Genomic DNA, 22,778 nt, shown 5'->3' on the forward strand with positions numbered 1-22,778 from the left:
GGTTTTAAAAACCGAACCGGTTCTATCGGCTACTCTACACGGTTTCGTAATACATGAGCTCCTCATCTTCATTAGGAAGAATAACAAATCTTTGGAATTTCAGCCCTAATTTTTCGATCAGTTTCTGAGAAGAGACATTATCTTTTGTAGTAATTGCCGAAATTTTTTGCAATCCAAATTCATCCATCCCGATAGATTTTACTTTTTGGGCTGCCTCAAAAGCATAGCCTTTACCCTCAAATCTTTCAAGAAGCGAAAAGCCAATATCAGCAATATCTAAACCTTCTCTTTCGAAAATCCCGACTCCACCAATTTTTTGATTATCTTCTTTGGTTTCAATAAGGTAATTTCCATATCCTAATCTTTCTATCTGCGGAAGAAATTTAGCTTTAATATAATTTTCGGCATCTAAAAGGGTCTGAATATTGCGATCGCCGATAAACTGTAAAAATTTAGGCATATTGTACAATTCAAGAATAAGATCTGCATCTTCTACAGCCATCGGTCGGATGATTAGCCGTTCTGTTTCGTAGATGTTATTTTCTCTTTTTGACGGGATTTTTTTTAGGCTCATCTTTGGGTTCCTCTTTTTTTTCTGTCTTTATAAGCCGCGGATTATTGGGACATTTTTTGGTATAGAGCTCAATATAGGTCCCGTTTTCTTTGGTTTGTGTAATCGCTCCGGTTGCTTTACTCACTGTAATTGTAAAATGTTTTTTCTGATATGGGCATTCTTTGGAAGTAACTTTCCCCAGATCAAGATAATAATTCGAAGAGTCTTCGTAATAATTTCCGGCAACATCTACAAACTGCTCATCAATAAGATATCCTTCAAGAACCGCTGAAAGCGCCGCTTCTTCTGCATTGTCTATTTTACCGATAAAACCTTTAAGATCACTAAGCTGAGTAATATAATTTATTTTTCCGCCTTTAGAATAGACGATATAGTAAAAGCTGTCTTCAGCAGGTACAAGATTAAACCCTGAAAACTGCGGAATATCTTCTTTTTTAACCCCGGAAGTTCGTATCACTTCATTTTTTCCATAATTGCTGTACACCAAAGACCAAAAATCAATAGGCCCGTTTGGAGTTATTTTCGCAAGGACATTCTGAATATTAAAAAACTTTTTTTTCTCCTGTGAACAGGCAAAAACCCCGATGGATATAAAAAAAATGATGCTGATTCGGGTTAAACTATTTATCATAATGGGAATGCGGCAGAAATTGTGCCAGTATTTAAGTAAATTTTTCTCCTTTTTTCAGGTTTTTAAGGTCCAAAACATAATCTTTAATGAGCTGATCGTGTTCTATAGGGCAAATCAAGAGCACTTTATCTGTATCTACCACGATATAATCTTTAAGGCCGTCGATCACAATCGCTTTATTATTATTTTTGAGATGAATAATATTTCCTTCAGACTGATAACTCAGCATGTTTTTAACATTGACTGCATTTTGGTTTTCATCCTTCTCCGTATTTTCAAACACGGAGGTCCATGTTCCTAAATCACTCCATCCAAGATTTGCAGGAATAACGTAGACATTTTTTGCTTTCTCCAGGATTCCGTTGTCAATGGAAATTTTCTGTACTTTCGGATAAATACTTTCTATACAGCTTTTTTCACCTTCACTGTTATATTCACAAGCAGCAAAATGCTGCGTCATTTCCGGAAGGAAATTATCAAATGCTTTCTGAATAGATTTTACATTCCAAACAAAAATACCGGCATTCCAAAGAAAATCTCCGCTATCCAGAAAGCTTCTGGCAAGCTCGAGAATAGGTTTTTCGGTAAATGTTTTCACTTTAAAATAATCCGAATCTTTTTTATCTACAAACTGAATATATCCGTAACCGGTATCGGGTCTTGTCGGCGTGATTCCCAATGTCATCAGATAATCATTTTCTGAGGCCAGATTAAAGGCAATGGCAAGTTTCTCTAAAAATACATCTTCCTTAAGAATTAAATGATCTGCCGGTAAAACAACCATCGTTGCATCAGGATTGATCTCTGCGATTTTATTGGCCATATACAGATTACAGGCAGCTGTATTTTTCATCAGAGGCTCTCCTACTATATTATCTGCAGGAATTTCCGGTAGCTGCTGATGAGAAAGTGCCACATATTCAAGATTGGTGATTACAAATATGTTTTCAGCGGGAAGCAGTTTGCTGATCCTGTCATACGTCTGCTGAATCATCGTTCTTCCTGTTCCTAAAATATCCTGAAACTGTTTTGGAAATTTTTGTGTACTCAAAGGCCAGAATCTACTGCCGATTCCTCCTGCCATTATCACACAGTACTGATCTGATTTTGACATATTTAACTGCATTTTTTCACTCTGGCCAATGGTCTGAAAGAATACTTTCTTCCGGTGGCCAGATTCTTACAAAGATAGTTTTTTTTGATCAGACCTTCCAATACATACTTTTCGTTTCGGTAGATAAAAATCTCCCCTCTCTGTATTTCTTCTATAAAGCTAAGGTCGTCTTCATCGTGATTCTCAATATGAAAATACTTTACCAGATCCGGACTTGCCATAAAGTTGGCTCTGGGTGATTTTGAAAACTGAATGATAATCGGCCTTAAGGTTTCCTCGTAAATTTCCAGGCTTTCCAAAAGCATTATTTTAAATGTTTGTTTCCACTCGTTTCCGTGCGGTGATATTCTCCTGCCATATTTTTCAAAGGCAATAAGATGAGCAAGCTCATGGGTAAGTACAAAGAAAAAAAGCTGTGGTGCTAAGGTAGAATTAATGGTAATCTCATGCGAATGATCCGGAAGTTTTCTATAATCTCCCAGCTTAGAATTTCGGTTTTTGGTAATCTTAATATGAATATAATAATCTGAAAACCAATTTTTTAAATAGGGCAAAGTATTTTTTGGCAAATACCTTTCCAGAGACTCAACAGACATGTTACAAACTTAACGGAATTCCTGCATAAAAATTCAACAATTTCAGACTGAAAAGATAATTATATTTTGCCTGCTCTACAGAACCTTGTGCGTTTGCATAATTATTTCTGGCAATGTTAAGGTCATAAATTGTTCCTCTTCCGGCAGCATAGCTTTTATCTGCAAAATCCATGGCAAGTTTTGTACTTTTTTCAGCTTCTACAGCCGCAAGATATACTTCATAATTGGCATCTACGTCAAACTGTGCTTTTTGTACATTTTGCTTCACAGCCTGCTTTTGCTGGTCTAATGTGTTTTTGGCAATATTTTCGTTGATTTTTGACTGCTCTACCTGAAGCTTGGTTATTCCCTTGTTAAAAATCGGAATATTCACAGAAAGCCCTCCCTGCTGACCAAAATTGTCTTTATATTGCCTAAAAAGGCTTGGCTCTTGAGCCGCATTTCCAAACTGGTCATATCCTGAGTAGCTTGTATTTAAAAGGTTATTATAAAAACTTCCTATTCCTACACTTGCCGTAATCGTTGGCCAGAAAGCAGTTCTTGTAATCTCTGTCTGCGCTTCCGCAGATTTTATCCTGCTTTCTGCCGCTTTAATCTGGGGCTGGTTTTCGTAAGCGGTCACCAAAACTTCATCTACAGAAATCAGTTGGGGCGCCAGTTTTTCTGAAATCACTACGTTTTCAACATCAAAATCTTTATAATCTTCCAACTGTAAAAGCTGTGCTAAAGCAAATAAGCTTCTTCCGACATTGATTTCTGCTGTTTTAAGATTTTGTTTTTCTCTTGCCCATGCCGCTTCTGCTTCTGCAGAAATGGTCTGTGAGGTCGTTCCTACTTCTGTGGTAATTTTTGCTCTGTCAAATTGTTTTTTTGCATTATCAGTGGCACTTTGAGCGATTTTGACAATTTCCTTATTCAGTAAGGTTGTTAAATACTGCTGTGCAATCTGTAGGGAGATATCATTTTTAATGGTTTCAATATCATACTGGCTGGCTTCAACGTCAAATTGAGTTCTTCTGACTGTTTTTTCCAGTCTTCCGTTATTGTACACCAAGATATCTGCGCCTAAATTCAAATTATTGCTGAATCTGTCGTTTCTGATGCTTCCCGTCCCAAAAGAAGTCTGCCCGAAACTCACCGTATTTCCTATGTTGGCAGAAACAGACGGAAGATAATTCCGCTGGGCGATTTTTAAATTAGAATCCTGAATTTGTTTTGAATATTGATTTTGGATCACCTGAAGATTATGTTTTACCGCATAATCCACACATTCTCTTAAAGACCATTTTTTCTGGGAATGTACTCCCATAAAGACAAATCCTAAAACAACGATCAAAACTTTTTTCATATCAGCTTTTTTCACATTAGACGTTGAGAAATCAAAAAAGTTACACTTTTAGAAAATTATTGTTTTATTTTAATGAAAGTTTTGAGAATTTTGTATCATGACAAACGAACAATACCGTGAAGCGGTAGACTGGCTTTTCGTTCAGGCTCCGAATTATCAGCAGGATGGTGAAAAAGCGTATAAACCGGGATTGGAAAATATCACAAGACTTTGTGCTTTTTTTGATAACCCTCAGGAAAAATTACAATGCATCCATATCGGCGGAACCAATGGAAAAGGTTCTACAAGCAATATGCTTGCTTCCATACTGCAGGAATCGGGATATAAGATTGGCCTTTATAATTCTCCACACCTTATAGATTTTACAGAACGTATTAAGGTTAACGGTGAAAACTGTGATAAAGAATTTGTGTATCAATTTATTCTTAAGCTTAAAGAGCTTCCGGCAGATATTCTTCCTTCATTCTTTGAGTTTACTACCATTATGGCATTTGAATATTTTTATCAGAAAAAAGTAGATTTTGCCATTATCGAAGTGGGACTAGGCGGAAGATTGGATTCTACGAATATTATCCTGCCCCTTATTTCTGCTATTACTAATGTGCAGCTTGATCATCAGAATATTTTAGGAAACACGATTGAAGAAATTGCATTCGAGAAAGCGGGAATTATTAAAAATAGCATTCCTATTGTTTTCGGAGATGATCATGATCTGGTAAAAAATATCATTAAAGAAAAAGCGCATCAGGAAAAAGCGCCATTTATAGATGCTTCTCTGACAAAAACGAATCTGCAATCTGATTTAAAAGGCAATTATCAGCAAAAAAACATTAAGGTTGTAATCGCCTTGGTCAAAGAACTAAGGAAATCGGGTTTAAAAATTTCTGATCAGAATATAGAAACCGGGTTACTGAATGTACATTCAAATACAGGTTTTATCGGCCGATGGTTTGAGTTTTCGCAAGCTCCGTTAACGATTTGTGATACCGCGCACAATCAGGCTGGGCTTGAAGAGGTTTTTGCTCAGTTAAATTCTATTCCGATGCGTAAGCATGTTGTATTAGGGTTTGTAACGGATAAAAAAATCGATGAAGTAATTGCGATGCTTCCGGAGAATTCTGATTTTTACTTTGCCAAGCCATCTATCAATCGAGGAAGATCTCCTATTGATTATGAGGAACTGCTAATCCGGGCAAAAATTAATTATACGATTTTTGATTCTGTACAGGATGCTTATATTTCTGCAAAACAACATTGTACAGATCATGAGATGATCTATATCGGCGGAAGCAACTTCGTAGTGGGAGAATTTTTAGAAAAAAATTTGTCTCATATAAAATAAGTGTGTATATTTGCACCACTCAAAACGAGAAATCGTCTGGGGCTCTTAGCTCAGTTGGTTCAGAGCATCTGGTTTACACCCAGAGGGTCGGGGGTTCGAATCCCTCAGGGCCCACAAAGGTTACTGAAACCTTTCAAAAAAATTCAGGGCTCTTAGCTCAGTTGGTTCAGAGCATCTGGTTTACACCCAGAGGGTCGGGGGTTCGAATCCCTCAGGGCCCACAAAATCTCTCTTTTTCAAGGGAGATTTTTTTGTTATTAATCTTTTGATTTCTTTAAAAGCAATCCGAGTTTATAAAAATCCAGATATTTTATAACAGGAGTTTCTGAAAGTAAATTATCAACTAATTTTTTCTGCACACGTTTATAGATGACTAAAAACGGAATTCTTAACCCATTTTTTATAAGCTTCTGAGCAATTTCATACACTTTTATATTATGTATAAAAATTTCGTTTTCGGGATTTTGGGATAATTGGATGAGAGAATCTATTGCAATTTCAGTTTTTGCAAGGAAAATAGTATTTGGCGTATCATCTATATGAATAACCGGATTTTGTATTGCCAAAAATCTCACTTTATTGAGTTCCAGTTTTTTTGCAAAAATATAATCTTCATAGCCATAATGTAAAAGTTCTTCATTGAAAGAAAATTGTTTGAACGTATCTCTACGAATGATAAAATTGACAGTTTTAAAAACAGAAAAATCTGATGATCTTTCGCCATAAAAAATTTCTCTTTCTACTGAATATTTATTTCTAAGCGTATGGGAATACTTTGGATCAATTCTGAAGCTTCCGTATACCACTTCTACTCCGTTATTATTTTGTATCTCTTGCAGATAATCAGTCAGGAAGTGTGTGTGAATCAATTTTGCATCACAATCAAGGAATAAAAGATAATTTCCTTTTGAATAATTTAAAAATAAGTTACGAATGGCAGATCTTCCTATATTTTTTGCAAGAAAAATAAAATCTGAAACTTTATTTTGAATTTCGCGGTTGAGTATATTGAATTTTTCATCTGAAGCATCATCAATAAGGATAATTTCTGCGTCTAAATTTTTGTCAGTTATTTCTCTCTCAAGATCACATACTAATTCACGTATATCAAAATTATAGACCGGTATACAGACAGATAATTTCATTACAGGGTATCGATGATTTGCTGTACACTGATCTCTTCAAGACATGCCCAGTCTCCGCGAAAACATTCTTTATCTCCAAAAACAGAACATGGCCTGCAGGTAAAATCTCTGATCTGTACAACATCTTTTTCGTTTTGTCCAAATCCTAAAAATCCGGCATACGGATGCGTAGAACCCCAAATAGAAACACATCTCGTGCCCACAATACTGGCAAGATGCATATTGGCAGAGTCCATAGAAATCATCACTTCAAGTTTTGCAATTCTGTCCAACTCTTCGGAAAGGCTTAGTTTTCCTGCTAAACTTTGGGTATTCGGAATTTGCTTTTCCCAGCTTTCAAGCGTTTCGATTTCGTTTTTTCCTCCTCCAAAAAAATAAATGGGATGTTTTTGTGCCAAAATTTTAACCAATTCAAAAGATTTTTCTAAAGGAAGCATTTTTCCCTGATGCTGTGCAAAAGGCGCAAATCCAATCCCTGCTTTTTCGTCATGTTTTGGCCTTAGTTGGTGAGAAAGCTCAACGGTAAAGCCCATTTCACGAAATACGTCTGCATACCGCTCAACCGTCTGCTTTAATTTTGTTTTATCCGGGTTCCAGATATTGGTGAGATTTTCTTTTTCTTCTTTGCCTTTATCAATTTTAAATACCTTCATGCCTCTGCGCACATAAATTTTATCTAAAATTTTAGTTCTTATAACATCGTGAAGGTCAGCAATATAATCTGGCTTAAATTCTTGAAGGAGCTCTTTTGCGAGCTTACGGAGACCTAAAAAACCTTTATAATCATCAAGGTCGATCCCCTTGAACGTAACTCTTTGAATATCAGAAAACAAATCCTCAAAATTACTTCGGGAAACCATTACAATTTCTACATCCGGATTTTGTTCTAAGAATTCACGAAATACCGGTACTGTCATCGCGACATCACCGAAAGCGGAAAAACGATATGCTAAGATTCTTGTCACAGGCTAAGACTTCAGCTGATAGGCAACTGCATAAAATTTGATCTGTTTCGTCATCGCCATCAATCCGTTGGCTCTGGAAGGGGATAAAAACTCCTGAAGGCCGATTTCGGAAATGAAATTAAAGTCGGAATCCAGAATCTCCTGTGTAGAGTGGCCGCTGTAGATACTGACCAAAAGAGAAACAATGCCTTTGGGCAAAATACCGTCAGAATCTGCATCGAAAAACAATTTTCCGTCTTTAAACTCTGCATTAATCCAAACTTTACTTTGGCAGCCTTTAATCAGGTTATCATCCGTTTTTTTTTCTTCAGAAAGCCCTTTCAGCTCTTTTCCGAGGTCAATGATATACTCATATTTCTGCTCCCAGTCTTCAAGAAAAGCAAATTCATCAATGATTTCCTGTTGTTTTTCCTTAATGGTCATTTCTATACTTTCTTTTGGCAAAGATACTAATTTATGCTTTAGGCTTGAAGCAGTAAGCGACAACAAAAAAATAAAAGAAACATTTTTTTATTGCAGATTGCTTTAAGCTTATTTTAAAGTTGCTGCTTTTTCAAAAACTTTCAACAGTTTCAATTCTTCATGTTCCCAACAGAGCTGCTCTGCAGCTTTATTCAGCTCAATCTGATAGTTTTTCCTGCTCTTTCCTAAAACCTGTCTGATTGCTTTCGCAATATTTTCAGGCTGATGATTTTCAATAATCTCACCAACATTAAATTGACTTTTAATAGTGAGCATTTCCGGAAGCGGAGACAAAATCAAGGGAACTCTAGCCTGAATGCAGTCTAAAACCTTATTCGGAAGAGAATACTGATAGCTTGCGCCGGCGTTTTCTTCAATGCTCATCCCAACATCTGCACTTAAAGTAATTTTCCTCAGATCTTCGGGAAGTAATTTTCCTAAAAACTGAACTTTATTCTGGAGATTTTCTTTTAAAACCAAATCTACATATTCTTTTTTTCTCGGGCCATCTCCGGCAATTTTAAAAATCGCATTTTCTATGTGATGCATCGCAAGAATGGCCTTGTCGATTCCGCGAAAAGGATTGAGCGCACCTTGGTATAAAATAATTTTAGGATGGTTCTCGGGAATTTCAATCGGTACATTTATCTTTTGAGGTGCGTTCTGAATAACAGTAGATTTTATCTGATATTGATCTTCAAACCATTGCGCATAACTTTCACTGGCCGTAATCATATATTGAAGATGAGGGATTATTTTCCCCTGCAGATATCTCCAGATTTTCTGTGATATTTTTCCCTGAACAGCGGGCATTTCTGAAAATATTTCGTGGCTGTCAAACACCAGGGGAATATTCAATTTTTTAGAAATAAGATAATTTGGCAGTAAAGCATCAAGATCATTCGCATGAAGAATGGTATTTTCGTCAGCTTTTTTTCTGAGCTCGTGATATAATTTCCAATTGAATTCGAAATACGCTGTTTTTAATGTTTTAGAGGCAATATTTATTCTTGAAAAGCGATATGGACGCTGCATGTGCTCTTCGCCTCCCCAATTATTGCCGATCAATTCGATTTCATAGCCATTTTCATGTAGGGTTCTGCAGACTTTTTCAATTCTCTGATCGGTATAAAGGTTGCTGAATGCAGAAGTAAGTACTTTATTTCGTCTCATTACTTTTTCTTTGCAGTCAGTAAATGGTAGATTTGTACAAAACAAATGATCGCGTTCGGAATGATTACCGGCCACAACATTCCACTGAAAATTCCGTAAATCACGAAGCAGATACAGCCAATTAAATTGACGATTCTGATTTTCCTTAAATCTTTAAGTATAAAACTTAAGACGATGAATAATGAAGCGGCATAACCGATGTAAGATGCAATCTCGGAACTCATGAGAATAAATTGAGGACCACAAACTTAGTCATTTTCAATAAGATACTAAAACTTTTTTCTGCCATAAAGTCATTAATTGGTTTTTGGTAAAATATTTGTAATTTAGATATAGAATAAACGATAAATGTTATCGTTGTTCTAATTTGAGATACAATATTATGGATTATAAGTTTTCACAAGGTTTGAGCCAAGTGTTCAAACAAAGCAAAAATGAAGCTAAGCGGCTGAAAAGTGAATTTCTTAATACAGAACATCTACTTTTAGGTATTATAAAAACAGAAAACTCTGCTAAAGAAATCCTTCAAAACCTCAACGCCGATTTAACACAAATCAGAAGAAAAATTGAAACTTTAAATACAGTAAGTTTAAATCCTATTTCTGAGGAAGTCACCAATATTTCATTCACGAAAATGGCAGATCATTCCATTAAGCGTGCAGAGCTGGAATGCAGACAGTATAAAAGCAATGAGATCAATACCGTTCACCTTCTTTTAGGTATTCTATACAAATATGAAGACCCTACCTCAAGCATTTTAGGTGCTTATGATATCGATTATGAAGGAGTTTCAAAAGAGTACCAAACATTGCTTAAAAATTCCGGACAGGCGCCGCAGATGAGCGCTTATGATGATGACGATGACCGTGAAGAATTTGAGCAGATGAGAAAGCCTACAGGAAATCTTGGTTCTGCAAAAAGTAAAACGCCGACTTTGGATAACTTCGGAAGAGACCTTACTTCTTTGGCAAGAGACGGGAAATTAGATCCTGTCATCGGCCGTGAAAAAGAAATTGAACGTGTTTCGCAGATTTTATCAAGAAGAAAGAAAAACAATCCTTTGTTAATTGGTGAGCCGGGTGTTGGTAAATCTGCCATTGCTGAAGGATTAGCCTTAAGAATTCAGCAGAAAAAAGTTTCAAGGGTTCTTTTTGGCAAGCGTGTGATCACATTGGATCTTGCGAGCTTAGTAGCCGGAACAAAGTACCGTGGCCAATTCGAAGAAAGAATGAAAGCCATTATGACAGAGCTTGAAAAAAACCGCGATGTCATTCTGTTTATCGATGAGCTGCATACTATTGTAGGAGCAGGAAGTTCTACAGGAAGTTTAGATGCTTCTAATATGTTTAAACCGGCTTTGGCAAGAGGCGAAATTCAATGTATTGGTGCAACCACTCTGGATGAATATCGTCAGTATATTGAGAAAGATGGTGCTTTAGAAAGAAGATTCCAAAAAGTGATGGTAGAACCAACCACCATTGACGAAACCATTCAGATTCTGAATCAGATTAAGGATAAATATGAAGAGCATCATAATGTAGTCTACACTCCTGAAGCGATTTTAGCGTGTGTCAATTTGACATCAAGATACATTACCGATCGTTTTTTACCGGATAAAGCTATTGATGCAATGGATGAAGCGGGATCCCGTGTTTATATTAAAAACATGAAAGTTCCTACTGCGATCATCGATTTTGAAAAGAAAATTGAAGATATCAAAGAACTGAAGCAGAAAGCCGTAAAAGCACAGGATTACCTTGAAGCAAGAAAGCTGAAAGATGAGGAAGAACGTCTGCAGATGGAATTAAATTCTGCTCAGGATCAATGGGATAAAGATGTAAAAGAGAAAAAAGAAACCGTATCTGAAGAGAGTGTTGCAGAAGTTGTTTCTATGATGAGCGGTGTTCCGGTAACGAAAGTAGGTAAAAATGAGCTGGATAAACTGGCCGGAATGGATACCAACCTTAACGGAAAAGTAATCGGGCAGGAAGACGCTGTAAAAAAAGTAGTAAAAGCGATCCAGAGAAACAGAGCCGGACTAAAAGATCCGAACAGACCGATCGGAACCTTTATTTTCTTAGGAACAACAGGTGTCGGTAAAACTGAGCTGGCAAAAGTGATGGCAAGAGAACTTTTCGATTCTGACGAAGCTTTGATCAGAATTGATATGAGTGAATATATGGAGAAATTCGCGGTTTCAAGATTAGTCGGTGCGCCTCCGGGATATGTAGGATATGAAGAAGGTGGCCAGTTGACGGAAGCGGTACGAAGAAAACCATACGCCGTCGTTCTTTTGGATGAGATTGAAAAAGCGCATCCTGATGTATTCAATATTTTGTTACAGATTTTGGATGAAGGCCATGTTACCGACAGTTTAGGAAGAAAGATTGATTTCAGGAATACCATTATCATTCTTACCTCAAACATCGGAACCAGAGATATTAAAGACTTTGGAGACGGTGTAGGATTCGGAACCAATGCCAAGAAATCGAATTCAGATTCCAGAACAAGAAGTACGATCGAAAATGCACTTAAAAAAGCATTTGCACCGGAATTCTTGAACAGGATTGATGATATTGTGATCTTCAACTCTCTTGAAAGAACCGATATCACAAGAATTATCGATCTCGAACTGAGCAAGCTGTATTTAAGACTTGAAAAATTAGGCTATAAAGTAGAATTAACTACCGAAGCTAAAGATTTCATTTCAGAAAAAGGTTGGGATAAAGATTTCGGAGCGAGACCATTGAAGAGAGCGATTCAGAAATATATTGAAGATTTATTGGCTGAAATGCTTGTCAATAAACAATTGACTGAAGGAGAAACCGTAACTCTGGACGTCAATGAAGCTAAAGACGGACTGCAGGGAAAAACGCAGAAAACTAAAAAATCTGCAGAGAAATCTTCTTAGAATACAATAATTAAATTATACAAAGACACCGGGATTACTCGGTGTTTTTTATTTTATAGATACCCCAGAATATCGTTTTTATCAATGCCTAAAATTATCATTTTTTTGTGAATAAGATTATTGTAATTTTGCGGCTCAACTAAGAACTCCCGTTAAGAGTGTCGTAAAATTGAATACATGAAAGTAGTAGTAGGCCTTTCCGGAGGTGTAGATTCAAGTGTGACAGCGTATTTGCTGCAGCAACAAGGGCATGAAGTGGTTGCCCTTTTTATGAGAAACTGGAATGATGCTTCCGTAACATTGGAAGATGAGTGTCCTTGGATTGAGGACAGCAACGACGCCTTAATGGTGGCTCAGAAATTAGGAATTCCGTTTCAGGTGATTGATATGAGTGAGCTGTATAAGGAGCGTATTGTCGATTATATGTTTGACGAATATCAAAGAGGAAGAACTCCTAATCCTGATGTTTTATGCAACCGCGAAGTAAAATTCGACGTTTTTATGAAAACAGCACTGTCTTTAGGTGCTGATAAAGTGGCAACAGGACACTATGCAAGAGTAGATTCTACCGTTGATGAAAATGGAAAAAAAATTTTTCATCTGTTAGCAGGAAAGGATAACAATAAAGACCAATCTTATTTTTTATGCCAATTATCTCAGGATCAATTATCTAAAGCATTATTTCCAATCGGTGAGCTGACAAAACCACAGGTGAGAGAAATCGCGAAGGAAATCGGGTTGGTAACAGCCGATAAAAAAGATTCTCAGGGATTGTGCTTTATTGGGAAAGTAAGCCTTCCACAGTTTTTACAGCAGCAGCTGACTCCGAAAGAGGGCGAAATTGTAGAAATTTTCAAAGATTCACCTTTATTTTCTATGGAAATTCCAGATTTTTCATCAAAAGAAGAAGAATTAGAATTTTTAAGCCAAAAAATTAATTATAAAAAAACAGATGGTAAAATGATCGGAAAACACCAAGGTGCTCAGTTTTTTACTATCGGTCAAAGCAAAGGTTTAGGAATCGGCGGCCACAAAGAAAGCTGTTTCATTATTTCCAGAGATATGGACAACAATATCATCTTCGTTGGAGAAGGCCACAGCTTTCCGGGGCTTCACAAAAAAGCTTTAAAGATTGATAATTCAGAACTTCATTGGGTACGCGAAGATTTACGATTAAAAAACGGATCATCGATGAACGTTATGGCGAGATTCCGTTACCGTCAGGAACTTCAGAAGGCAACAATTTATCAGTTTGAAAATGCTTTTTATATGGAATTTGATGAGCCGCAATCTGCTATTGCAGAAGGACAGTTCGCAGCCTGGTATATCGAAGACGAGCTTTTAGGAAGCGGTGTCATTGCATAATATAAAAGACCTTTAAAAGGTCTTTTTTTATGTCATTATTTTAAATATTACTTTCCGCCAAAATATTTTGCGATTCAGGATGGTCTGAGATTTCAGAATTATTCCCGATAATTTCTTTTCTGTGTTTAATGCCCCAATCCGTAAGATTATTAATGATCGTCTGCAAAGACTTCCCATGTTCTGTAAGCTCGTACTGTACGGTAATTGGCTGAGTATTCAAAACCGTTCGTTTAATCAGTTTATTGATCTCCAATTCTTTTAATTCTTTACTCAGCATTTTATTAGAAATCCCGGACACATCATTCAGAATGTCTGAGAATCTTCTTTTGTTGTAATAACAGATTGATGAAATAATGGTTATTTTCCACTTCCCGCTTAATACGTCCATAGAATCCTGCACCGCCATCATTTCTTTTTTATGCTTTTCGGTTTTTATAGGTTGACAACTCATATCTGGTTACTTTTAGGTTACAAGGTTACGCTGTAGTTACTGTTACTTTTCGTAACAAAGTTACCAAAATAAATTTAGATGTGGTAATTTTGTACCAGAAATTTAATACATAAAAGAACAATGGACAAATTAAAAAATAAAGTTGCTGTTATAACAGGTGCTTCAAAAGGAATAGGCGCTTCTATTGCAAAATATTTTGCAGCAGAGGGAGCAAAAGTAGTGGTAAATTATGCTTCAAGCAGAGAAGATGCAGATAAAGTAGTGCATGAGATTACCACTCATGGCGGAACCGCAATTGCTGTTCAGGGTGATGTTTCAAAGCAGGAAGATGTGATCAGATTGTTTGACGAGGCACAGAACGCTTTTGGCGCCTTGGATATTTTAGTAAATAATGCCGGAATTTATAATTATGAACCTATCGAGCAGGTTTCCGCTGAAACCTTTCACCAGCAATTCAACATCAATGTTTTGGGATCAATTTTTACCATTCAGTCAGCCGTAAAAATGTTTGGTGAAAAAGGTGGAAATATTATTAATATCAGTTCTGGAGCGAGTAACACTCCACTTCCTACCGGTTCTGTTTATTCTGCAACAAAATCAGCATTAGATGCCATCACGATTGCTTTGTCAAAGGAATTTGCAGGCAAAAATATCCGTATCAATTCTATTTTGCCGGGTGTTGTAGAAACAGAAGGATCTCACAGTGCCGGATTTATCGGCAGTGAGTTTGAAGCAAAATTGATCTCTACTACTCCACTGGGTCGTACCGGTCAACCGGAAGATATCGCAAAAGCGGTTGTCTTTCTTGCTTCTGATGACGCAGCATGGATCAACGGAGAAAAAATATCCGTTTCCGGTGGAATTTATGGTTTATAAAAATTTGAGTTTAAGAAAATGGAAAGATTAAAAAATAAAGTAGCAGTAATAACCGGTGGAAACAGCGGAATCGGATTTGGTATTGCAGAAGCGTTTAAAAATGAAGGTGCTGTAGGTACCATTACCGGAAGAAATGAAGTGACGTTACAAGATTCTATTAAGGCATTAAACGGAGAATTTATCGCGGTGAAAGGTGATGTTACCCATCTTGATGATTTAGAGAATATCTTTAAAAAAACAGCTGAGAAATTTGGCAAAATTGACGCCTTGGTGGTAAATGCAGGTGGCGTTGTTGATGGTATTGCAATGAATACAGTAGATCAAACCACAGAAGAAAGCTATGATAAATACATGGAGCTGAATTTAAAAAGCGCGTACTTTACCGTTCAAAAATCACTTCCGTATCTGAACGACGGCGCTTCAATCATATTAATCGGGTCGAGTGCAGCACATCGTGCTGCGCCGGGAATGGCCATCTATTCGGCGGCAAAAGCTGCAATCATATCTTTAGCTAAAGGATTGTCTTTAGATTTATTATCCCGGAAAATCAGGGTAAATGCACTTTCACCCGGATCTATCGATACCCCTGTTTTTGGAAAACTTGTCTCAGAGGAACAATTGGAGCAAGTAAAGCAGATGTGGATTGACATCACTCCTGTAGGAAGACAAGGGCTTCCATCGGACATTGGCAACGCCGCCGTATTTTTGGCATCTGATGAATCATCTTTCATCATTGGTACAGAAATTTTATCTGATGGTGGCCTTACCAACATCAGTCTGATGAGATAGATCATCAAGATATAAAACTTCTAAAACAAAAGTTCGGGATTAATATTCCGGACTTTTTTTAGCTAACCAGCCAATCCTTAAAATCTTTGACGCGGTCACGGCTTACGGTTATTTCTTCCTCCGGCTGAAAATTGAGTTCAACCTTATAATTGGGCGAAGTGTGAATATTTTTGATATACTCAGAATTGATGATAAACTGCCGGTTTACCCTGAAAAACGTTTTCTCATCTAAAACATCTTCCAGCTCATCGAGAGTAAAGTCTGAAGGATAAGTTCGCTCCTGCGTCTGCAGATAAACAATTTTATTTTCACTGAAAAAACAGCTCACTTCCTGGGTCTGGATAATTTTTAGATTATAGCCTATTTTAACCAAAATTCTTGAAAGTGTCGTTTTTTCTTTTTTGATTAACTGCTTAATTTCCTGTACGTTCCCGGAGTTGTCATCCGGTAAGAAAGATTTGAATTTTTCAATAGCTGCAGAAAGATCTTCTTCTAATATGGGTTTGAGAAGATAATCAATGCTGTTCAGTTTAAATGCTTTTAGCGTGTACTGATCAAAAGCTGTTGTATAAATAATAAACGCCTTGGTAGGAACCTTTTCAAAAATATCAAACGATAAACCGTCTCCCAGTACAATATCAGAAAAAATAAGCTGCGGATGATCATTTTGAGTAAACCATTCTATACCTTCTTCCACCGATTCTACCTTTGCAACTAATTCTATTTCAGGGAATACGCTTAGCATTCTTTCAAGCTTTCTTGCTGCTGGTTTTTCGTCTTCAATGATGAGCGTTCTGATCATAAAGTGTTTATGTATTTATCTAAAATAAAAATAATTAAATCTTTTCAGTTTTAAAAATGAATAGGTTTTTTAGTTTTCTTAAGCTCGTCTTCCAGAATTTTATTTTCCCATTCGTTATTCAGCACAAATAATTTAACCGCTTTTACTGCTAAAATAATTCCCCAAATTGTAAGAATAAAAGATCCGCTGAAAATTGATCTTTCGAAATCTCCGGTTCTGTCATAATTTCTCGCCGCTATAATTACTGTAACAATTCCGAACCATACAAGGTTTCTGTAGAATTTTTTGAGTTGCTGCACTCTTTCGTAAGCCTGATTGTATTTCATGATCATTGTTTTAAATAGTGATAAAGAAAATTAAAGTAGGTTCTTGTTTTTTTGGTCTTCTTCCATTAACTGCTGTATTTTTTTCTCTTCCCAGTTTTTTCCTATTCCGAAAACATTGGCGGCATGAGCGGCAAGACCAATTCCCCAACCCAACATAGGCCAGTAAAACCATAGATGTTCAGGAGAAGTCAGAAGATTCAGAATCAATAAAAAAGGGATGACAAGACAGTATGAAGTAAGGTTTCCGTAAAACTTTTTTAATTCCTGTACTCTTCTGGCCGCTTTTTCGTACGCAAGATTTTCTTTGTTGAATGATAGATTTTCCATAATGTTGTTAATTTTTGCAGTTCGCTTTTGTTTGATGATTCAAATGTAGCGCAGAAATTGCTGCCTGAAAACTTTATATGACTGAACGGTTATTATTAATTGCTGAGCCGTAAAATATGATGATCTGAATTAATTTAAATAATGGCTCTTTACGGTTTATCCTTATTCATCAGTTCTTTGATCTTTTTCTCTTCCCAATTTCTTCCCAAAATGATAGAAGGTAAAAAAACGGTAAATGCATGAGACATCAAACCTACTCCCCAAAATAAAGGAAGTTGAATAAGATTCCAGCTCCAGAGTTTTTCACTCTGATTCATTTTTATGGCTATCATCCCGATAACAAACAGGTTGACAAGCACATACACCATCAGATGAATATAAAATCCTTTTATTTTTTTTACTCTTTTCTCCACTTCTTTAAAGCGGATGTTTTTGTTTATATCATTTTCCATATCTGTTATTTTCTTTTTCTAAAATTTCTCTTATTTTTTTCTCTTCCCAGTTTTTTCCGATGCCAAAAACGCTCATTCCGTGAGCAGCAATCCCTATTCCCCAACCCAACATCGGGAAATAAAACCAAAGGTCATGCGGTGAAGTAATAACATTAATGATCGCTAAACATGGAATGATGATGCAGTAAGAAGTAAGATTAGCATAAAAGCTTTTTATTTCTTTGACCCTTTTATGCGCTTTTTCGTAAGATTTATCTTCTTGATGAATAGCTGTACTTACCACATTGGGTTTTGCAGATAAAACAGGAAGCTTTACTTTAAAGTAATCTGTAGATTTTTCGATGAATACATTCCGTTTTGTGAGCAGCGAATACCGCTGTACGATATTGGCAAGGCCAATCCCTGCGCTTTCTTTCATTTGCTCTCTTACCTGCAAGTTATTTTCGATGCATAAAATATCGTTTTCAGAAAACACTTTTATCAGAAGCGGCCTGGATGAAGTAGCAAAATTATGTTTGATGCAATTTTCCAAAAGAAGCTGAAGAGAAAGCGGAACGACGAATTTTTTATACTCTTCTTTTTTTACATTAAATTCAAAATCCACACTGTCTTCAAATCTTGTTTTTAAAAGATCGCAATAGGTTTTTGCAAATTCTATTTCGTCTTCCACCGTTACAAGCTCTTTATCTTTCTGCTCCAGAACATACCTGTAAATCTTTGACATTGAGGCGGTAAACTTCTGCGCCTGAGCCGGATTTTCATCAATTAAAGAACTTAAAACATTTAAAGAATTAAAAAGAAAATGCGGATCAAGCTGGTTTTTAAGGCTTTCAAACTGTGCATTGGCCGATTTTGCAATCAGTTTCTGCTCTACCACTTCTTTTCGGGAAGATTTTTTGAGCTCTTCCATAAAACCTTTTGCATGAAGAAACGCAGAAATCAACAACGCAATATTGATCATAAACCAATTGATAAAATTGTATTTCCCTGCAAAAAACTCTTCTGGTGTAGCATTTTTCTGAAAAACGACAAAATTGATGTAATTGCAGAAATATACCAGAATACTGTTGATAATTAGTATAGAAATGATACTGATCACGGCTCGTTTAGTTGTAGCTTCAGACCAAGGCAGCCTTTTGTTCAGAAAGTCGTTAATCATCCCATTTCCGGCCCCTATTAAAAATGAATACATACAAGAAATGATAAGGCTCAGTAAAAAATTATAAAAGGTTTTATCACCGGTAAAAAACACAAAGAAGAATATGGCTGTTGCCAGAGAAATCCAAAGCAGTATGATGATGTTTTTTCTTTTCATAATCTATTTTCTGGTTCAAAATTAATTGATTTTGAGAAGCGCCCGTCTTTTTTTTGACTGAACTGTTATTTTCGTTTCCCGAAAGGGAATAGAAAAACCTTTCCGGCAAGAAAGGTTTGTATTTTGATCGGTTACTGCTATTTTGCGGATGATGAGGTCATTCCTATAAAATATTTGGCTTCTGATTTACCCCAATTAGGATCCAGGGCAGTTTTCGGTTTAAAAGTATTGAATTTTTCAAGGGCCATTTTAAACTGCTCCATTCCCTTTTCTTTGCTGCCTCCGTATTGTTCCGGCGTAAAATAGGTATCTTCTGCTTTGATCAGAGCCACTCTCGGATTTTCCGGATTCAGTTTTTCGGCAATCGCCAATTCTTCCTGGGCTTTGGTCCCGAAAGTCATATACCTTCCCTGTGGATTGACCATCATTTTTAATGAATAGACCATTTTTTGCAGCAAATGGATTTCAGAATTCCCTTTTTCTACACTTTCGGCCATGTCAATATACTTTTGCGCCTGATCCGAAACATCATCCAGTTCCTGCATCTTGCCTTCTCTCATCAAGACTCTGCCTTTTTGAATATAGGAAAAAGCAGTGTAATAACTGGGCTGCCATTTATCTTCTTCTTTATCGGCAATTCTCTGAAAATCATTGGCCAACGTTTGAAAATCTTCCGGCGTCTTGCATACTTCGATTTTAGCTATTTTTTCTGACATTACTTTTTCATAACCAGCCTGAGCAAATGAAAACAGGCTCATACATACTAAAGCAAAACTGAATAGGTTTTTTTTCATAATTTTAAATTTTAAGTTATTTTTTAATAAATATAGATATTTTATTGAGGTTTAAAGGTTATTATTAATCGCATCCTGTGTTTTATCGACTCCGAAACTGATAAACATTCCTACGAAAACAAAAGTATTCACCGGCGGAACCACAGTAGAGCTTCTAGATCCGGTTTGTGAAAAATTGTACCCGTAGACATTTTTATTTCCTAAAACATTAGAAATGCTCAACACAAATATGGTAAATGCCTTAGCATCTTTTTTACCCAAATTCGGGAGATAATTGAAGCTGAGGTTCAGCGCATTGTAATCTTTCAGTCTGCCTTCGGTTCTTATCACATTCCGATCGTTTTCAGTAACAATATCGTAATAAGGTCTTCCTTTAGCGTAGGTATAAGAAAGGTTGATTCCTGTTTTCCATTCTGGGATAAATCTTTTGGCAACTGCGGAAATGGTATGCTCTGCGGCAAAATTTGGCTTCAGGCTTACCGGATAATTCAGAAAGTTTCTTTTGGAATCTAAAAATGAATAGCTGATCCAATAATCGATATTTTCAAATGTTTTTTTATCTCTCCAGAACAGCTCCAATCCTTTCGCAAAACCATATCCGTCATTATTGAAAGCAGCCTGCACCTGCTGATTCTGATCAGAATCCGGTACGATATTCCGTGTTTTAATCAAATCATCATATTTTTTGTAAAAAGCTTCAAACCGCAGACTTCTTCCTTCTGTAGATCGCTGCACCTGAAAAATGTAGTGCTGTGATTGCTGAAAACCCAGCTTTGCAGATGAATTGATGTATTTGCTTTCAGGATTCTGATAAAATAATCCGTAGGCAAAAGAAGTGGTCCAGTCTTTCGCAAAACGATAAGCCAAAGCGAAACGTGGGGCAATATTATTCTTATTCAGATAAGATGAGTTTTCGGCTCTTACCCCTATTTTTGCCGATAACTGATTGCTGAAGCCCAAATCTGTCTCTACAAAAGCCGCAGAAATCAAATCCTGGTAGTTTTTGGAAACCTGCCCGAAAGTAAGGCCTTCGGAAGCACTGTTAAATTCCAAACCTCCTCGCAAAGCACTGATCTTGTTAATTTTCCGATCGATCACCGCCTTAAAGTTAATATAATTGCCGTCGGTTTTTAATTGTGTTTTTTCAGATTCCAACTGATTTTTTTCAGTAGAAAAATTAAGGTCTGACTGATTGTAGGAATAGGAAGCTACTGTATTAAGAAGATATTTCCCAAATTTTTGTTTGAATGATAGATTATGATACGTGTTTTTTCCTTTTAACCTGATTAAAGAAAAATCATATTCCGGCTCAAGGCTTTCTGTTTTCACCCCCATTGTATTGGTATCAAACATTCCGTAATATTTTATAAATCCACCGGATTTTGTTTTAATTCTAAAATTCAGATCCCCGTTAATTCCTGCAGGAGCATCCATAAAGTTTGTATTAAAATTGAATACTTCTTTCATAAGATTCAGGTTAGAATATCCTAAAGTGGCGCCATAAGAATAATTTTTGTTATCGCTCAGCTTTTGAAATCCTGCATTTAAAAATATGGGGGAAACTCCGAAATCATAGGAACTCTGATCCGGAAGATCTACACTTTCCAGCATTAAAGCCCCGGAAAGAGCCTGCCCATACAACGCAGAATATCCACCGCTTGAAAAAATATTTCCTTTGAAAAGAGAAGTATTAAAACGGTCTCTTCCGGCGATTCCGGGTATAGAACTGGAAAAATAATTGTTGATCAAAGCTCCGTCCATAAAAATCTTAGATTCTGTACCTGTACCGCCGCGCACGAATAAACCTTCGGTTTCCCCTACTTTCTGTACGCCGGGAAGGTAATTTAAGGCAGAAGAAATCTGTCCATCAGCTCCGGCTGTGGTATAAATATCGATGGGCGTAAGCAAAGCGGTAGCTCTTTTTTTGTCGCTTGCCTCAATAGAGCCTGCAGAAACCACTACAGCATCAATTTCATTGATCTGCTCTTTTAATTCGGCATTTACGGCAACATCCTGATCTGCAATGGCGATTGCTTTTTCAACCTCAGTATATTTGGGGTGAACAAAAATTAAAGTATGCGACCCTTTTTCTGCTGTTTCAAAAGAAAAATTGCCTTCAGAATCTGTAGTAGCTCCGTCATAAGTGTCTTTCAAGGTAACATTTACGTCTTTAATGCCCTTGTTTTTGAAACTTACTTTCCCTGAAATCTTTATTTGAGAGTAGCCCAAAAAAGACAGAAAAAAGGTAAGAAATAACAGTGTTTTCGTTTGCGTTTTCATAGTTTTAATTTCGGTTCAAAAATAAAACGAAATTTTCAGTTTACTTAATTTTTTTAACTGAACGGAACTATTTTACTCCTGAACCGTCATCCGCAGCTTTCAAATTCATAAAAGTGCAAAGGCTTGAGCGATTTATGATTCATGTTCAGGAATCTTTAATTAACTTTATACCATCATAATCATTTAAAATTAAAACATGAAATTACAGACCATAACCCTTCTTGCAGGATGCGCATTAGCGGCTGCTTCTTGCGGCACAGGAAAAATGTACAGTATTATGCCTAAAAGCAATACGCAAACCGGCGGTACGGCAAAATTTATCCAAAAAGGAAATGAAGTGATGATGAAACTTGAAGTTACCAATTTAACTCCGGGAATTCATGCGGTACACATTCATGAAAAAGGCGACTGCTCTGCTCCGGACGGTACCTCTACCGGCGGACACTGGAACCCAAGTAAAAATGACCATGGAAAATGGGGAAATGAGCATTTTCATATGGGAGATATCGGAAATTTGGTTGCCGATGAAAGCGGAAAGGCTACTTTAACTTTTAAAACTGATAAATGGTGTCTTGGATGTACCGATGAATCTAAAAATATTATCGGAAAAGGAATGATCGTACACGCTGCGGCAGACGATTTCCATACTCAGCCAACCGGTAATGCCGGTGGAAGAGTAGGATGTATTGAAATTAAATAAATTGATTTAAAATAAAAAAGCCGCTCAAAAATGAGCGGCT

24 protein-coding genes and 2 tRNA genes are annotated in these 22,778 nt (G+C 36.6%); 8 read left to right on the forward strand and 18 right to left on the reverse strand.

From position 1 onward, the window contains the following. Nucleotides 1-34: 34 nt before the first annotated feature. Genes N0B16_RS08520 through N0B16_RS08540 form a run of 5 tightly spaced genes read right to left on the reverse strand, consistent with a single transcriptional unit; the run spans nucleotide 35 to nucleotide 4,263 of the window. Nucleotides 35-574, reverse strand: coding sequence for a GNAT family N-acetyltransferase (locus N0B16_RS08520; RefSeq protein WP_262990400.1), 540 nt, complete (start codon nucleotides 572-574; stop codon nucleotides 35-37). Further along, nucleotides 537-1,205, reverse strand: a complete 669-nt coding sequence (locus N0B16_RS08525) for a hypothetical protein (RefSeq protein ID WP_262990401.1) — start codon at nucleotides 1,203-1,205, stop codon at nucleotides 537-539. The genes N0B16_RS08520 and N0B16_RS08525 overlap by 38 nt, the downstream gene beginning before the upstream one ends. 31 nt (nucleotides 1,206-1,236) lie before the next feature. After that, nucleotides 1,237-2,319 carry a mannose-1-phosphate guanylyltransferase gene (locus N0B16_RS08530; protein ID WP_262990402.1) on the reverse strand — a complete coding sequence of 361 codons (1,083 nt, stop codon included), beginning with the start codon at nucleotides 2,317-2,319 and terminating at the stop codon, nucleotides 1,237-1,239. Between the two features lie 2 nt (nucleotides 2,320-2,321). Next, entirely contained in the window at nucleotides 2,322-2,915 is a 594-nt protein-coding gene (locus N0B16_RS08535) for a SprT-like domain-containing protein (protein ID WP_262990403.1), read from the reverse strand. Between the two features lies 1 nt (nucleotide 2,916). Further along, entirely contained in the window at nucleotides 2,917-4,263 is a 1,347-nt protein-coding gene (locus tag N0B16_RS08540) for a TolC family protein (protein WP_262990404.1), read from the reverse strand. 97 nt (nucleotides 4,264-4,360) lie between these two features. Between N0B16_RS08540 and N0B16_RS08545 the strand changes: the two genes are divergently transcribed. The 3 genes from N0B16_RS08545 to N0B16_RS08555 all read left to right on the forward strand — a co-directional run bounded on the left by N0B16_RS08545 (nucleotide 4,361) and on the right by N0B16_RS08555 (nucleotide 5,826). Continuing rightward, the gene (locus N0B16_RS08545; protein ID WP_262990405.1) at nucleotides 4,361-5,605 is read left to right on the forward strand and encodes a bifunctional folylpolyglutamate synthase/dihydrofolate synthase; all 1,245 of its coding nucleotides are present in this window, start codon (nucleotides 4,361-4,363) and stop codon (nucleotides 5,603-5,605) included. A 39-nt stretch (nucleotides 5,606-5,644) separates the two neighbouring features. Then, nucleotides 5,645-5,719 (forward strand) — tRNA-Val (locus N0B16_RS08550). 32 nt (nucleotides 5,720-5,751) lie between these two features. After that, nucleotides 5,752-5,826, forward strand: a tRNA-Val gene (locus tag N0B16_RS08555). A 36-nt stretch (nucleotides 5,827-5,862) separates the two neighbouring features. Here N0B16_RS08555 and N0B16_RS08560 read toward each other — a convergent pair. The 5 genes from N0B16_RS08560 to N0B16_RS08580 form a co-directional block, all read right to left on the reverse strand. Beyond that, nucleotides 5,863-6,750 (reverse strand): glycosyltransferase family 2 protein, encoded by an 888-nt coding sequence (locus tag N0B16_RS08560; protein ID WP_262990407.1) that lies wholly within the window; start codon nucleotides 6,748-6,750, stop codon nucleotides 5,863-5,865. Further along, nucleotides 6,750-7,715, reverse strand: coding sequence for a glycosyltransferase family 9 protein (locus tag N0B16_RS08565; RefSeq protein ID WP_262990408.1), 966 nt, complete (start codon nucleotides 7,713-7,715; stop codon nucleotides 6,750-6,752). Before N0B16_RS08565 ends, N0B16_RS08560 begins: the two co-directional genes overlap by 1 nt. Nucleotides 7,716-7,718: 3 nt before the next feature. Then, nucleotides 7,719-8,138 (reverse strand): SufE family protein, encoded by a 420-nt coding sequence (locus N0B16_RS08570; protein WP_262990779.1) that lies wholly within the window; start codon nucleotides 8,136-8,138, stop codon nucleotides 7,719-7,721. A 108-nt stretch (nucleotides 8,139-8,246) separates the two neighbouring features. After that, entirely contained in the window at nucleotides 8,247-9,350 is a 1,104-nt protein-coding gene (locus N0B16_RS08575; RefSeq protein WP_262990409.1) for a glycosyltransferase family 4 protein, read from the reverse strand. Beyond that, nucleotides 9,350-9,574 (reverse strand): uroporphyrinogen decarboxylase, encoded by a 225-nt coding sequence (locus N0B16_RS08580; protein WP_262990410.1) that lies wholly within the window; start codon nucleotides 9,572-9,574, stop codon nucleotides 9,350-9,352. The genes N0B16_RS08575 and N0B16_RS08580 overlap by 1 nt, the downstream gene beginning before the upstream one ends. A 158-nt stretch (nucleotides 9,575-9,732) precedes the next feature. Here N0B16_RS08580 and N0B16_RS08585 point away from each other — a divergent pair, with 158 nt between their 5' ends. Together N0B16_RS08585 and mnmA are read left to right on the forward strand one after the other, a co-directional pair. Continuing rightward, nucleotides 9,733-12,261, forward strand: coding sequence for an ATP-dependent Clp protease ATP-binding subunit (locus N0B16_RS08585; protein WP_262990411.1), 2,529 nt, complete (start codon nucleotides 9,733-9,735; stop codon nucleotides 12,259-12,261). A gap of 177 nt (nucleotides 12,262-12,438) precedes the next feature. Then, entirely contained in the window at nucleotides 12,439-13,626 is a 1,188-nt protein-coding gene (gene mnmA, locus N0B16_RS08590; RefSeq protein ID WP_262990412.1) for a tRNA 2-thiouridine(34) synthase MnmA, read from the forward strand. Nucleotides 13,627-13,666: 40 nt separating this feature from the next. On the opposite strand, the gene N0B16_RS08595 is transcribed toward mnmA, so the two are convergent. Then, nucleotides 13,667-14,077, reverse strand: a complete 411-nt coding sequence (locus N0B16_RS08595; protein WP_262990414.1) for a winged helix-turn-helix transcriptional regulator — start codon at nucleotides 14,075-14,077, stop codon at nucleotides 13,667-13,669. A gap of 120 nt (nucleotides 14,078-14,197) precedes the next feature. Here N0B16_RS08595 and N0B16_RS08600 point away from each other — a divergent pair, with 120 nt between their 5' ends. Further along, nucleotides 14,198-14,953 carry an SDR family NAD(P)-dependent oxidoreductase gene (locus N0B16_RS08600; protein ID WP_262990415.1) on the forward strand — a complete coding sequence of 252 codons (756 nt, stop codon included), beginning with the start codon at nucleotides 14,198-14,200 and terminating at the stop codon, nucleotides 14,951-14,953. An 18-nt stretch (nucleotides 14,954-14,971) separates the two neighbouring features. Next, on the forward strand, nucleotides 14,972-15,742 hold the full coding sequence (locus N0B16_RS08605) for an SDR family oxidoreductase (protein ID WP_262990416.1): 771 nt from the start codon (nucleotides 14,972-14,974) through the stop codon (nucleotides 15,740-15,742). Nucleotides 15,743-15,800: 58 nt separating this feature from the next. Here the strand turns inward: N0B16_RS08605 and N0B16_RS08610 are convergent, their stop codons facing one another. The 7 genes from N0B16_RS08610 to N0B16_RS08640 all read right to left on the reverse strand — a co-directional run bounded on the left by N0B16_RS08610 (nucleotide 15,801) and on the right by N0B16_RS08640 (nucleotide 22,038). After that, a complete protein-coding gene (locus N0B16_RS08610; RefSeq protein ID WP_262990417.1) occupies nucleotides 15,801-16,544 on the reverse strand; it encodes a LytR/AlgR family response regulator transcription factor in 744 nt (247 codons plus the stop codon). 50 nt (nucleotides 16,545-16,594) lie between these two features. Then, the gene (locus N0B16_RS08615; RefSeq protein WP_262990418.1) at nucleotides 16,595-16,870 is read right to left on the reverse strand and encodes a 2TM domain-containing protein; all 276 of its coding nucleotides are present in this window, start codon (nucleotides 16,868-16,870) and stop codon (nucleotides 16,595-16,597) included. Between the two features lie 30 nt (nucleotides 16,871-16,900). Further along, the gene (locus N0B16_RS08620; RefSeq protein ID WP_262990419.1) at nucleotides 16,901-17,197 is read right to left on the reverse strand and encodes a 2TM domain-containing protein; all 297 of its coding nucleotides are present in this window, start codon (nucleotides 17,195-17,197) and stop codon (nucleotides 16,901-16,903) included. A 149-nt stretch (nucleotides 17,198-17,346) separates the two neighbouring features. Then, nucleotides 17,347-17,649 (reverse strand): 2TM domain-containing protein, encoded by a 303-nt coding sequence (locus tag N0B16_RS08625; protein WP_262990420.1) that lies wholly within the window; start codon nucleotides 17,647-17,649, stop codon nucleotides 17,347-17,349. Continuing rightward, nucleotides 17,639-18,964 carry a 2TM domain-containing protein gene (locus N0B16_RS08630; protein ID WP_262990421.1) on the reverse strand — a complete coding sequence of 442 codons (1,326 nt, stop codon included), beginning with the start codon at nucleotides 18,962-18,964 and terminating at the stop codon, nucleotides 17,639-17,641. Before N0B16_RS08630 ends, N0B16_RS08625 begins: the two co-directional genes overlap by 11 nt. A gap of 137 nt (nucleotides 18,965-19,101) precedes the next feature. Next, nucleotides 19,102-19,758: a hypothetical protein gene (locus N0B16_RS08635; RefSeq protein ID WP_262990422.1), complete on the reverse strand. Its 657-nt coding sequence runs from the start codon at nucleotides 19,756-19,758 to the stop codon at nucleotides 19,102-19,104. Between the two features lie 51 nt (nucleotides 19,759-19,809). Then, the gene (locus N0B16_RS08640) at nucleotides 19,810-22,038 is read right to left on the reverse strand and encodes a TonB-dependent receptor (protein WP_262990423.1); all 2,229 of its coding nucleotides are present in this window, start codon (nucleotides 22,036-22,038) and stop codon (nucleotides 19,810-19,812) included. 196 nt (nucleotides 22,039-22,234) lie between these two features. Here N0B16_RS08640 and N0B16_RS08645 point away from each other — a divergent pair, with 196 nt between their 5' ends. Further along, complete coding sequence (locus N0B16_RS08645) at nucleotides 22,235-22,738, forward strand: superoxide dismutase family protein (protein WP_262990424.1); 504 nt, start codon at nucleotides 22,235-22,237, stop codon at nucleotides 22,736-22,738. The last annotated feature ends 40 nt before the right edge of the window (nucleotides 22,739-22,778 follow it).

The sequence above is a fragment of the Chryseobacterium gilvum genome (assembly GCF_025628965.1).
Taxonomy (GTDB): Bacteria; Bacteroidota; Bacteroidia; order Flavobacteriales; family Weeksellaceae; genus Chryseobacterium; species Chryseobacterium gilvum.

Bases quoted from the DNA above. Each gene is read 5' to 3' on its own strand.
- N0B16_RS08520 (WP_262990400.1), bottom strand. From the start codon at position 574: ATGAGCCTAAAAAAAATCCCGTCAAAAAGAGAAAATAACATCTACGAA.
- N0B16_RS08525 (WP_262990401.1), bottom strand. From the start codon at position 1,205: ATGATAAATAGTTTAACCCGAATCAGCATCATTTTTTTTATATCCATC.
- N0B16_RS08530 (WP_262990402.1), bottom strand. From the start codon at position 2,319: ATGTCAAAATCAGATCAGTACTGTGTGATAATGGCAGGAGGAATCGGC.
- N0B16_RS08535 (WP_262990403.1), bottom strand. From the start codon at position 2,915: ATGTCTGTTGAGTCTCTGGAAAGGTATTTGCCAAAAAATACTTTGCCC.
- N0B16_RS08540 (WP_262990404.1), bottom strand. From the start codon at position 4,263: ATGAAAAAAGTTTTGATCGTTGTTTTAGGATTTGTCTTTATGGGAGTA.
- N0B16_RS08545 (WP_262990405.1), top strand. From the start codon at position 4,361: ATGACAAACGAACAATACCGTGAAGCGGTAGACTGGCTTTTCGTTCAG.
- N0B16_RS08560 (WP_262990407.1), bottom strand. From the start codon at position 6,750: ATGAAATTATCTGTCTGTATACCGGTCTATAATTTTGATATACGTGAA.
- N0B16_RS08570 (WP_262990779.1), bottom strand. From the start codon at position 8,138: ATGACCATTAAGGAAAAACAACAGGAAATCATTGATGAATTTGCTTTT.
- N0B16_RS08575 (WP_262990409.1), bottom strand. From the start codon at position 9,350: ATGAGACGAAATAAAGTACTTACTTCTGCATTCAGCAACCTTTATACC.
- N0B16_RS08580 (WP_262990410.1), bottom strand. From the start codon at position 9,574: ATGAGTTCCGAGATTGCATCTTACATCGGTTATGCCGCTTCATTATTC.
- N0B16_RS08585 (WP_262990411.1), top strand. From the start codon at position 9,733: ATGGATTATAAGTTTTCACAAGGTTTGAGCCAAGTGTTCAAACAAAGC.
- mnmA (WP_262990412.1), top strand. From the start codon at position 12,439: ATGAAAGTAGTAGTAGGCCTTTCCGGAGGTGTAGATTCAAGTGTGACA.
- N0B16_RS08595 (WP_262990414.1), bottom strand. From the start codon at position 14,077: ATGAGTTGTCAACCTATAAAAACCGAAAAGCATAAAAAAGAAATGATG.
- N0B16_RS08600 (WP_262990415.1), top strand. From the start codon at position 14,198: ATGGACAAATTAAAAAATAAAGTTGCTGTTATAACAGGTGCTTCAAAA.
- N0B16_RS08605 (WP_262990416.1), top strand. From the start codon at position 14,972: ATGGAAAGATTAAAAAATAAAGTAGCAGTAATAACCGGTGGAAACAGC.
- N0B16_RS08610 (WP_262990417.1), bottom strand. From the start codon at position 16,544: ATGATCAGAACGCTCATCATTGAAGACGAAAAACCAGCAGCAAGAAAG.
- N0B16_RS08615 (WP_262990418.1), bottom strand. From the start codon at position 16,870: ATGAAATACAATCAGGCTTACGAAAGAGTGCAGCAACTCAAAAAATTC.
- N0B16_RS08620 (WP_262990419.1), bottom strand. From the start codon at position 17,197: ATGGAAAATCTATCATTCAACAAAGAAAATCTTGCGTACGAAAAAGCG.
- N0B16_RS08625 (WP_262990420.1), bottom strand. From the start codon at position 17,649: ATGGAAAATGATATAAACAAAAACATCCGCTTTAAAGAAGTGGAGAAA.
- N0B16_RS08630 (WP_262990421.1), bottom strand. From the start codon at position 18,964: ATGAAAAGAAAAAACATCATCATACTGCTTTGGATTTCTCTGGCAACA.
- N0B16_RS08635 (WP_262990422.1), bottom strand. From the start codon at position 19,758: ATGAAAAAAAACCTATTCAGTTTTGCTTTAGTATGTATGAGCCTGTTT.
- N0B16_RS08640 (WP_262990423.1), bottom strand. From the start codon at position 22,038: ATGAAAACGCAAACGAAAACACTGTTATTTCTTACCTTTTTTCTGTCT.
- N0B16_RS08645 (WP_262990424.1), top strand. From the start codon at position 22,235: ATGAAATTACAGACCATAACCCTTCTTGCAGGATGCGCATTAGCGGCT.